General features: G+C 39.6%; 9 protein-coding genes. All 9 read left to right on the forward strand.

All coding sequences use genetic code 11. From position 1 onward, the window contains the following. Nucleotide 1: 1 nt before the first annotated feature. The 9 genes from murD to lpxC all read left to right on the forward strand — a co-directional run bounded on the left by murD (nt 2) and on the right by lpxC (nt 10,509). Nucleotides 2-1,318 (forward strand): UDP-N-acetylmuramoyl-L-alanine--D-glutamate ligase, encoded by a 1,317-nt coding sequence (gene murD, locus KTT71_RS00880; protein WP_216782604.1) that lies wholly within the window; start codon nt 2-4, stop codon nt 1,316-1,318. An 8-nt stretch (nt 1,319-1,326) separates the two neighbouring features. Beyond that, nucleotides 1,327-2,556, forward strand: a complete 1,230-nt coding sequence (gene ftsW, locus KTT71_RS00885; protein ID WP_246543845.1) for a cell division protein FtsW — start codon at nt 1,327-1,329, stop codon at nt 2,554-2,556. 35 nt (nt 2,557-2,591) lie between these two features. Beyond that, nucleotides 2,592-3,659 (forward strand): undecaprenyldiphospho-muramoylpentapeptide beta-N-acetylglucosaminyltransferase, encoded by a 1,068-nt coding sequence (gene murG, locus KTT71_RS00890; RefSeq protein WP_246543846.1) that lies wholly within the window; start codon nt 2,592-2,594, stop codon nt 3,657-3,659. A 70-nt stretch (nt 3,660-3,729) separates the two neighbouring features. Beyond that, complete coding sequence (gene murC / locus KTT71_RS00895) at nt 3,730-5,181, forward strand: UDP-N-acetylmuramate--L-alanine ligase (RefSeq protein ID WP_216782729.1); 1,452 nt, start codon at nt 3,730-3,732, stop codon at nt 5,179-5,181. A 12-nt stretch (nt 5,182-5,193) separates the two neighbouring features. After that, nucleotides 5,194-6,114, forward strand: coding sequence for a D-alanine--D-alanine ligase (locus tag KTT71_RS00900; RefSeq protein ID WP_216782607.1), 921 nt, complete (start codon nt 5,194-5,196; stop codon nt 6,112-6,114). A gap of 1 nt (nt 6,115) precedes the next feature. Beyond that, complete coding sequence (locus KTT71_RS00905; RefSeq protein ID WP_246543833.1) at nt 6,116-6,901, forward strand: cell division protein FtsQ/DivIB; 786 nt, start codon at nt 6,116-6,118, stop codon at nt 6,899-6,901. Nucleotides 6,902-6,960: 59 nt separating this feature from the next. Then, on the forward strand, nt 6,961-8,217 hold the full coding sequence (ftsA, locus tag KTT71_RS00910) for a cell division protein FtsA (protein ID WP_216782608.1): 1,257 nt from the start codon (nt 6,961-6,963) through the stop codon (nt 8,215-8,217). Between the two features lie 69 nt (nt 8,218-8,286). After that, nucleotides 8,287-9,450 (forward strand): cell division protein FtsZ, encoded by a 1,164-nt coding sequence (gene ftsZ / locus KTT71_RS00915; RefSeq protein ID WP_216782609.1) that lies wholly within the window; start codon nt 8,287-8,289, stop codon nt 9,448-9,450. 111 nt (nt 9,451-9,561) lie between these two features. Next, entirely contained in the window at nt 9,562-10,509 is a 948-nt protein-coding gene (gene lpxC / locus KTT71_RS00920; protein ID WP_216782610.1) for a UDP-3-O-acyl-N-acetylglucosamine deacetylase, read from the forward strand. Nucleotides 10,510-10,991 lie beyond the last annotated feature (482 nt).

The following is a 10,991-nucleotide window of genomic DNA, read 5'->3' on the forward strand; positions in this document are numbered from 1 at the left end:
TATGATCGACTATAAGGGCAAGAAAATCGTTATCATTGGTCTAGGACTTACTGGTTTATCATGTATAGATTTCTTTAGGTCTTTAGGAGTGACTCCGCGTATAATTGATACACGTGTCTCTTGGTCAGGATTATGCAAACTGCCAAAAAATATTGAGTGCCATCTGGGAAGTATGAATCAAGATTGGTTGCTAAATGCTGACCTGATAGTTGTTAGCCCTAGCATTGCAGTATCGTCTCCCGAATTGATTGAAGCTGCTAAAAAAGGCGTGGAAATTATTGGTGATATTGAACTGTTTTGTCGTGAATCGCAGACACCAATCGTTGCTATTACTGGGTCATCTGGAAAAAGCACCGTTACAACTATGGTTAGCCGAATGGCGGAATATGCAGGTTGGAACGTTGGTACAGGAGGCAATATCGGAACCCCTGCTTTAACATTGCTGCAGCAAGAGCATGATATTTATGTACTTGAACTTTCTAGCTTTCAACTTGAAACCACAAATAGCCTGCATGCTACAGCAGCTACAATCCTGAACGTCAGCGCAGATCACATGGATAGATATCCGCTAGGATTAGGCCAGTATCGTGCTGCCAAACTGCGCATATATGAAAATGCTAAAGTATGTATCGTAAATTCTGATGATGAATTAACTCGCCCTATATCGAATAACAATTATAGGAACATAAGTTTTGGTAGCAAAGCAGGTGACTATCATTTAAATGTTCAGCGAGATGGAATATGGCTGCATGTGCGCGGTAAAAATATCTTAAATACTAATGACACGGCAATTATTGGAAAACATAATTTCACCAACGCTTTAGCTGCATTAGCTTTATCTGAGACTGTAGGCATTCCTCTTTCTGCAAGTGTACAAGCGTTAATCAATTTTACCAGTCTATCGCATCGATTAGAGCTTGTTTTTGATAATCATGGAGTTCGTTGGATTAACGACTCGAAGGCGACAAATTTAGGTGGCACTATAGCTGCATTAAATAGTTTTCATGTTAATGGTGTGTTGCATCTTCTGCTTGGCGGTGATAGTAAATCTGCTGATTTTAGTTCTTTAACACATTATCTTCAAGGAAAGAACATACATTTATACTGTTTTGGTCGAGATGGTAAACAACTTGCTGCCCTACGCCCAGAAATTTCTGAATATACTATAACTATGGAAAAGGGAATGATAATGATTGCCAGTAGAGTAAAAATGGGCGATATGGTTCTTCTTTCTCCAGGATGTTCTAGTCTTGACCAGTTTAAAAACTTTGAGCATCGCGGTAATGAATTTATCCGATTAGCGAAGGAGCTTGGTTAATGCGATCGATACTATCTAATTTACCTCGTATAAACTTATTATTCCAGTATTTAGATATTCTAAGATATTTACGTGCACCTCTAACGGGTATCTCTGGAAAACATAAGGAGATCATTGTTTTATATGATAGGACATTACTTTGGTTAACTCTTGGATTAGCCGCTATAGGTTTTGTCATGGTAACATCATCCTCAATGCCTATTGGTCAACGCTTGGCCGGGGATCCGTTGCTTTTTGCAAAACGAGATGCAGTATACCTGGTCTTAGCTCTTTCTTTAGCCATGGTTACTTTGCGTATACCCATGAAAATTTGGCAGCGCTATGCTAATTCATTTTTATTGATATCGATCGCCATGCTATTGATAATATTAGTAGCAGGAAGCTCAGTAAATGGTGCATTGCGTTGGATTTCTTTTGGTCCAATAAGTATTCAACCTTCTGAGATATCTAAGTTAGCGTTATTTTGCTATTTATCTAGCTATATCGTGCGTAAAGTTGAGGAAGTACGTTCTAATTTCTGGGGTTTCTGTAAACCAATGGGCGTCATGGTTGTTTTAGCAGTAATGTTATTAGCACAGCCTGACTTAGGTACAGTTGTAATACTGTTCATAACTACACTAGGGTTGCTTTTTGTAGCTGGTGCGAAAATATGGCAGTTCATGGCTATTATTGGTTCTGGTTTTTTTTCCGTAGTCCTTTTGATCATTGCTGAGCCTTATCGCATACGGCGTGTGATATCTTTCTGGAACCCGTGGTCAGATCCATTCGGTAGTGGCTATCAGCTTACCCAATCTCTTATGGCTTTTGGTCGCGGTGAATTCTGGGGACAAGGATTAGGAAACTCAGTCCAAAAATTAGAATATTTGCCTGAAGCTCATACTGATTTTATTTTTTCTATTTTAGGTGAGGAACTTGGGTATTTTGGGGTTGTAATAGTTTTGTTAATGGTATTCTCGGTATCCTTTCGTGCTATGTCTATTGGGCGTCGTGCCCTAGAAGTTGATCAGCGTTTTTCTGGTTTTTTAGCTTGTGCTATCGGTATTTGGTTTAGTATTCAGGCAATGGTAAATATCGGAGTTGCTATAGGCATATTTCCAACAAAGGGTCTAACATTGCCGTTAATTAGTTATGGTGGATCTAGTTTGCTGATTGTATCTACCTCTCTGGTATTACTGTTGCGTATTGATTACGAAACTCGTATGGAAAGAGCTCAGGCAGTTGTCAGAGGTTCCCGGTGAGCAGTAAAATTGATTGCAAAAAAAATAAACGTCTTATGGTTATGGCTGGCGGAACTGGTGGACATGTTTTCCCCGGCCTGGCTGTAGCGCATTGTTTACAGGCTAAAGGATGGCAAGTGCGATGGTTGGGTACTGCTGATCGTATGGAGGCACATTTAGTGCCAAAAAATGGGATAGAAATTGATTTTATCCAAGTATCAGGATTTCGGGGTAAAGGTTTTAAAGCTCATCTAAAGATCCCTATTAAAACCTTAAGGGCGGTGAAACAAGCTAAGTTAATTATACAATCCTATCAGCCAGATGTTGTCTTAGGGATGGGTGGATATGTTTCCGGGCCCGGCGGCATCGCCGCCTGGCTATCTGGAATTCCAATAGTACTTCATGAACAAAATATGGTTCCTGGTTTTACTAATCTTTTGTTAGCAAATCTTGCTAAGCGCGTGTTGCAGGGTTTCCCAAGCACATTTTCTAGTGCTTCTTGTGTTGGTAATCCTCTACGTGACAATTTATTTTATATACGTACCCCGCAGCAACGTTTAGCAGGGCGTGCAGGGCCAATGCGCATTCTGATTTTAGGCGGTAGTCAGGGGGCGGATATTCTAAATCAGATAATGCCGAAAGTAGCTGAAAAGTTAGGTAATAAAATTACATTATGGCATCAGGTAGGATGTGGCGCTTTACCAAAAGTCTTATCATATTATGATAAATCAGGTCAGAGATATCATAAATTAAGCGAGTTTATTGATGATATATCTGCTGCTTATGAATGGGCTGACTTAGTAGTATGTCGATCAGGAGCTCTCACTGTAAGTGAAATTGCCGCTGTTGGTCTACCAGCTCTCTTTGTACCGTTTATGCATCAAGATCGCCAGCAGTATTGGAATGCTTTGCCACTAGAGCGAGTAGGGGCTGCAAAAATCATAGAACAGTCAAAGTTTAACGTAGATTCAGTTATATCCACTCTATCAGGGTGGAATCGTCAAACACTATTAGAAATGGCAGAGAAAGCTCGATCTTTAGCAATTGAAGGTTCTACTGAACGAGTAGCTGCTGTGATTTGCGAAGTTGCTAATACAAGTACTGCTTCGCGGCAGCATATTTAATATTACCTCTAATAAAATAATAGAGTTAAATATAGTGAATAAGAACGTACACATTGAACAAGCATCAAAAATGCGAATCACGCTGCCTAAGATGAATTGTGTCCGGCATATTTACTTTGTTGGCATCGGCGGTGCTGGGATGGGAGGCATTGCAGAAGTTTTATTCAAAGAAGGTTATAAAATTAGCGGTTCTGATTTAGAGCCAAATTCAGTAACTAATCGTCTAACTGCTCTGGGAGTAAAAATTTATTTCCAGCATAATCCAGAAAACGCCAAAGATGCTAGCGTAGTAGTAGTGTCAAGTGCTATTTCTGCAGATAACCCAGAAATTATTGCAGCTCGTGAATTGCGCATTCCTGTTATTTGCCGTGCCAAAATACTTGCCGAACTGATGCGTTTTCGACATGGTATAGCTATTGCAGGGACTCACGGTAAAACTACAACTACAGCTATGATTGCTAGCATTTATTCTGCAGCAGGTTTAGATCCAACTGTTGTTAACGGAGGGATCTTAAAATCAGCTGGTACTAATGCACGTTTAGGTTTTGGTCGTTACCTAATTGTCGAAGCAGATGAAAGTGATGCATCTTTCCTGCATTTGCAACCAATAGTAGCTGTTGTCACGAATATTGAATCTGATCACATAGGTACGTATTATGGTGATTTTAATAATCTGCAGCATAATTTTATTAAGTTCCTACATAACCTACCATTTTATGGTCGTGCAGTGATGTGTATTGATGATCCTGTTGTGCGCAAGTTACTATCGCGCATTGGTCGCAAGATTACTACATACGGTTTTAGTAAAGATGCGGATGTGCGTATTGAATCGTATCAACAAAATGGTACCCAAGGAATTTTATCAATTTGTAGTCACGGTAAGCGTAGTTTGCCAATAACTTTACAAGTACCTGGTCGCCATAATGCTCTCAATGCAGCTGCAGCAGTTTCTGTTGCGATAGAAGAAAACATTGCTGATGAATTTCTAATAAGTGCGTTAGAGAATTTTCAAGGTGTCGTGCGCCGATTTGATCTTCTTGGGGAATACTTTCTGCGTAATGTAAACGGTAATGAAGGGAAAGTTATTCTAATTGATGACTATGGTCATCATCCAACCGAAGTGGATTCCTCTATAAAAACAGTGCGTGCTGGGTGGCCAGATAGTCGCCTTGTCATGGTGTTTCAACCACATCGATTTACACGCACTCACGACCTATATGAAGATTTCATAAATGTCTTGTCTCAGGTAGATCTTTTGTTAATCCTGGATGTTTACTCCGCTGGTGAAAAACCAATTCATGGAGCAGATAGTCGTTCTTTATGTCGTGCTATTCGTCGTCACAGTAATTTGCATACAATATTGGTCTCTAATGCTGCAGTCTTGCCTGAAATTTTATCTCAATTTCTAAAAAATAATGACCTAATTTTGATTCAGGGAGCAGGAAATATTGGGGATATGGCGCGCACTTTAGCAAGGCAGAAATTGCAACCTCTTAATATTACTAAAGAAGAAAAAGTATAGATGAAAAACATTATGGCTGAAAAAGTTGCTGTGTTAATGGGTGGTACCTCATCAGAACGTGATGTATCCTTGGAATCAGGACTTGCCGTGTTAAATGGTTTAATAGAAGCTTCTATTAATGCTCATCCTATTGATATTAAATACTTCCCTGTAATACAGTTAAAAGATGCAGGTTACGAGAAAGTTTTTATAGCACTTCATGGGCGAGGCGGTGAAGATGGTACTCCGCAAAGAGTGCTTGAGCACTTACGATTACCTTATACTGGTAGTGGTGTAGTTGCTTCTGCCTTAGCTATGGATAAATTACGCACCAAACTTCTTTGGCAAGTATTAGGTCTGCCGGTTTATCCTTTTATTGCTATAAGACGATCGCAGTTTAACGGCTCCCTGCAGAAAGAAATATTGCTAGACCTGAATAACCTAGGGTTACCGCTAGTTGTCAAGCCAAGACATGAAGGTTCTAGTTTTGGTATGAGCAAAGTTACCGATTTCAGTAAGTTGAATAATGCGCTAGTTAAAGCTTTTATGTATGACGATGATGTCCTTATTGAAAAGTGGTTAAGCGGATCTGAATACACTGTTGTATTCTTAGGGGATAAAATTTTACCGTCAATTCGTATACAAACTCCGGGATTATTATATGATTACCAGGCTAAGTACTTATCTAATAAGACTAAATACTTTTGCCCAAGCGGTTTGCCTAAAAAACGTGAATATGAGCTTTCTAGTCTAGCTCGTCATGCTTATCAATCACTAGATTGTAGAGGCTGTGGACGAGTTGACGTTATGACGAATGGAGATGGTGAGTTCTACCTTCTAGAAGTTAATACTATTCCGGGTATGACCACCAAGAGTTTGGTACCAATGGCAGCTCTTCAATATGGACTAAACTTCTCCCAATTAGTGACCCATATTTTAAGATTGGCTAATTAATATGCATCAGGCAGCTATTAATAATCGCGAACTTGATTCGAAAAGTGCAGATTTTCATGGTAGCAATAATCTTAGTTTTTTTGGTATATTTTTTTTGCTAACTGTATTGGGTTTAATAGCATTCAGCACTTGGATGCTAATCATTCAAATTCAAGAATCTAGCTGTATGTTACTCTCCACTATAGTGATCACTGGTGAACGTCATTTTACTAATGATGACGATATTAGAGAGAAAATTTTATTATCTGGGCCCTTAAGTAGTTTTATGAAGCAGAATGTCGCTGTCATTCAGCAACAGATTAAGAATTTACCATGGATTAAGAAGGTGAGTGTCCGTAAACAATGGCCTAACATACTTAAAATACACTTAGCTGAGTACACTCCAATTGCTCGCTGGAATGATTTGTGTTTGATTGATTCTGCAGGAAAGATATTTAATTTACCGCTAGAGCGCACAGTATTTCAGAAAATACCTCTACTGTATGGTCCTGAAGGTACTGAGAATCACGTATTGGAAGGATACCATTTTATGAGTCAAGAATTGATAAAAAACAAAATTAAGGTAAAAATGGTATCAATGAATACTCGTCAATCATGGAAGTTATGTCTAGAAGATGATATGTATCTTGAGCTTGGACGCGATGACCTATTTGAGCGCTTAATACGATTTGAGAAGATTTACCCTGTGCTACAAAAGAAGGCACACGAAACAGATCAGCGCATTAGCTATATTGATCTGCGCTATGATAACGGAGGCGCCGTAGGGATGGCGTCTAGTGTTAATTAGCTATCATAGATAGCAAAATTCTAATCGGGAAAATAATGTAGTTACAGGTTAAACAAATCATGATCAAGTCAACGGATAGAAAGCTAGTAGTTGGACTGGAGATCGGCACGGCAAAAGTTGCCGCGATGGTAGGTGAGGTTCTGCCCGATGGGGTAGTTAATATAATAGGTGTTGGCAGCTGTCCATCTCGTGGCATGGATAAGGGCGGTGTTAATGATCTGGAATCCGTTGTAAAATGCGTACAACGTGCTATCGATCAAGCTGAATTAATGGCAGATTGTCAAATCTCTTCAGTCTATTTGGCACTTTCCGGCAAACATATTAGTTGTCAGAACGAAATAGGGATAGTCCCTATTTCTGAAGAAGAGGTAACTCTGGAAGATGTAGAAAATGTGGTGCACACTGCAAAGTCCGTGCGCGTGCGTGATGAGCACCGTGTGTTACACGTGATTCCACAGGAATATGCTATTGACTATCAAGAAGGAATTAAAAATCCAGTGGGATTATCCGGCGTGCGCATGCAGGCCAAAGTTCATTTAATAACCTGCCATAATGATATGGCTAAGAATATTGTTAAAGTGGTTGAGCGCTGTAGTCTTAAAGTAGATCAATTAATTTTTACTGGTTTAGCAGCTAGTTATGCTGTATTGACTGATGACGAGCGTGAACTAGGAGTTTGCGTAGTAGACATAGGTGGTGGCACCATGGATATGGCAGTTTATACCGGAGGAGCACTTCGTCATACAAAAGTTATCCCTTATGCGGGTAACGTTGTTACTAGTGATATCGCTTACGCATTCGGTACTCCCCCAACGGATGCCGAAACAATTAAAGTTCGCTACGGATGTGCTATGGGAACTTTAGTAAATAAGGATGATAGCGTTGAAGTACCAAGCGTGGGTGGTAGACCACCTCGTAGTCTTCAGAGACAAACTTTGGCTGAGGTAATCGAGCCTCGATATACTGAGCTCCTTAATCTGGTCAATGATGAAATTATGAAATTACAGAAACAGCTTGGTCAGCAGGGTGTAAAACATCATTTAGCAGCAGGTATTGTTTTGACTGGGGGGGCTGCACAAATAGACGGATTGGCGCCTTGTGCAGAGCAGGTATTTCAGACTCAGGTCCGTATCGGACATCCCATCAATATTACTGGCCTGACAGATTATGCTCAGGAACCGTATTACTCAACTGCGGTTGGGTTGCTACATTATGGAAAAGAGTCGCACCTTAGTGGTGAAGATGAAGTAGAAAAACGATCTTCACTAGGTAATTTGTTTAAAAAGATCAATATTTGGCTGAGAAGAGAGTTTTAATGTGACAAAAGTATTATCATATTGATAAGTCAATGATCTCCAGGTGATAGGCATAAACGGAGAAAAACTATGTTTGAACCAATAGAATCAACTAATGACGCTGTAATTAAAGTTGTCGGCGTCGGCGGGGGTGGGGGCAATGCTGTGGAGCACATGGTGCGCGAGCGCATTGAAGGTGTAGAATTCTTTGTGGTTAATACTGATGCTCAAGCTTTATCTAAAACTTCAGTTAGTCAAACCATTCAGATTGGTAGTGGAATCACTAAAGGTCTTGGGGCAGGAGCAAACCCAGAAGTTGGCCGTAATTCTGCAGAAGAAGACCGTGAAGTCTTATGTTATACACTTGAAGGTGCCGACATGGTATTTATCGCTGCTGGTATGGGCGGTGGAACTGGTACTGGTGCGGCTCCAGTTGTTGCGGAAATTGCAAAAGATTTAGGCATTCTCACTGTTTCTGTTGTTACTAAGCCTTTCGTTTTTGAAGGTAAGAAACGCATGTCTTTTGCGGATCAAGGTATTGCTCAGTTATCAAAACATGTGGATTCTCTTATCACTATTCCAAATGATAAACTATTAAAAGTTCTGGGTCGTGGAATTTCCTTATTAGATGCATTCGGTGCGGCTAATGACGTACTTAAAGGAGCAGTACAAGGAATTGCAGAGCTTATTACACGACCCGGTCTAATGAATGTCGACTTTGCAGATGTACGTACAGTTATGTCTGAAATGGGTTATGCTATGATGGGAACAGGAATTGCTCGTGGCGAAGATCGTGCGGAAGAAGCAGCTGAAATAGCCATATCATCTCCACTTCTAGAGGATATCGATTTATCTGGTACGCGTGGTGTTCTGGTCAATATCACTGCTGGTTTTGACCTGCGCTTAGATGAATTTGAGACTGTTGGCAATACCATTCGTGCATTTGCTTCTGATGATGCAACTGTAGTGATAGGTACTTCTCTGGATCCAGAGATGCAAGACGAACTGCGTGTTACCGTCGTTGCTACTGGTATTGGTATGGATAAACGTCCCGATATTACTCTCATTACTAGTAAACAAGCAACGCAAACTGTTATAGAACAGCGTTATAAGCAGCACGGTTTATCTCCCTTACCACAAGATATAATCAAACCTGCTGTTGTTAAGGTTATGCACGAACAGTCAGCGCAAGGGAGCAACAAAGAGCCTGATTATTTAGATATTCCTGCCTTCTTGCGCAAGCAAGCTGATTAATTTGTTTATACATTTAGTATCTCTGATCTTTATGCTAGACTGTTCAGCGCCTCTAGCATAGCATAATTATGCTAGAGGTCGTTGGATAAATGAACTCTCCGAGATAAAAAGATGATCAAACAACGGACATTAAAGCGTATTATTCAGGCTACTGGAGTCGGTCTTCATAACGGCAAAAAGGTTACTCTGACTATGCGTCCGGCTGCCGCTAATACCGGTGTAATATATCGCCGTACTGATTTAAATTCTCCTCCAGTTGATTTTTTAACTAATGCAAAATCCGTGCTTGATGCTGTGCTTTGTACGTGCCTAGTAAATGAGGATAATATGCGCATTTCTACAGTTGAGCACTTAAATGCAGCATTAGCTGGTTTAGGCATAGATAACTTAATCATTGAAGTGAACGGTGCAGAGATACCTATTATGGACGGCAGCGCAGGTCCTTTTGTATATCTGCTATTAGAAGCTGGGATTGAAGAGCTTAGCTGTGCTAAAAAATTCTTGCGCCTTAAGAAGGTTGTACGTTTTGAAGATGGTGATAAATGGGCGCAACTATCTCCGCACAACGGGTTTAGCCTAGATTTTACGATTGACTTTAATCATCCAGCTATTGATTCTAGCTCACAGCGCTACCAGATGGATTTTTCTGCTGAATCTTTTGTGCGTCAAATTAGTCGTGCACGTACTTTTGGTTTTATGCGTGATATAGAATATTTGCAGTCTCGTGGTTTATGTTTGGGAGGCAGTCTTGACTGTGCTATAGTAGTAGATGATTACAGAGTTTTGAATGAAGACGGTCTCCGCTTTGAAGATGAATTTGTTCGTCATAAAATGTTAGATGCTATTGGTGATTTGTTTATTTGCGGACATAATATCATTGGTGCTTTTACTGCATATAAATCGGGGCATGCATTAAACAATAAGCTGTTGCAGGCAGTCTTAGCTAAGAAGGACGCTTGGGAATATGTGACGTTTGCAGATAATGCCGAAATGCCAATTGTATTTTGCGCACCAGCAGTATCCGGCTTAACGACCACCGTTGCGGAGCAAGAATGGTAGAATCAATGATCTTTAGATCATTAGAACTATTAAGATTTCATTTAATTGCTTATTTCCTCTCTTTTCCCTGTATTATGCTCATCTATTTATTTTCTAAGCAAAAATATTATTTTATAATATTAAGTATTTTGTAATATATTTGATGTATGAATCGTGATCTTGATTTATCGATAATCAAGCAAAAAATATTAAGTCTATTTTTTAGAAAAACAGTAATATAATACTATAATTAACCTCAATAATATTGTGATAATCTAGTGAATAATATTTAGCTATTACTGTGTAGTTAGTATAATTGTTTTTGCATTTCATATGATTTGACTGGTTAGTTATTTGCATCCAGCACAAAACAAAGATTACTAAATCTACCCGCCATGTAGCTATCATTTGATACAGTATGTTACATGACTCGAGAGTTTTTAACTAATATTGAATATTGTTAAGTGCACTCTATACATAGTTGGTATTAATTATCAGTACTT

This window comes from Candidatus Profftia tarda (assembly GCF_904848675.1).
GTDB classification, from domain to species: Bacteria; Pseudomonadota; Gammaproteobacteria; order Enterobacterales; family Enterobacteriaceae; genus Profftia; species Profftia tarda.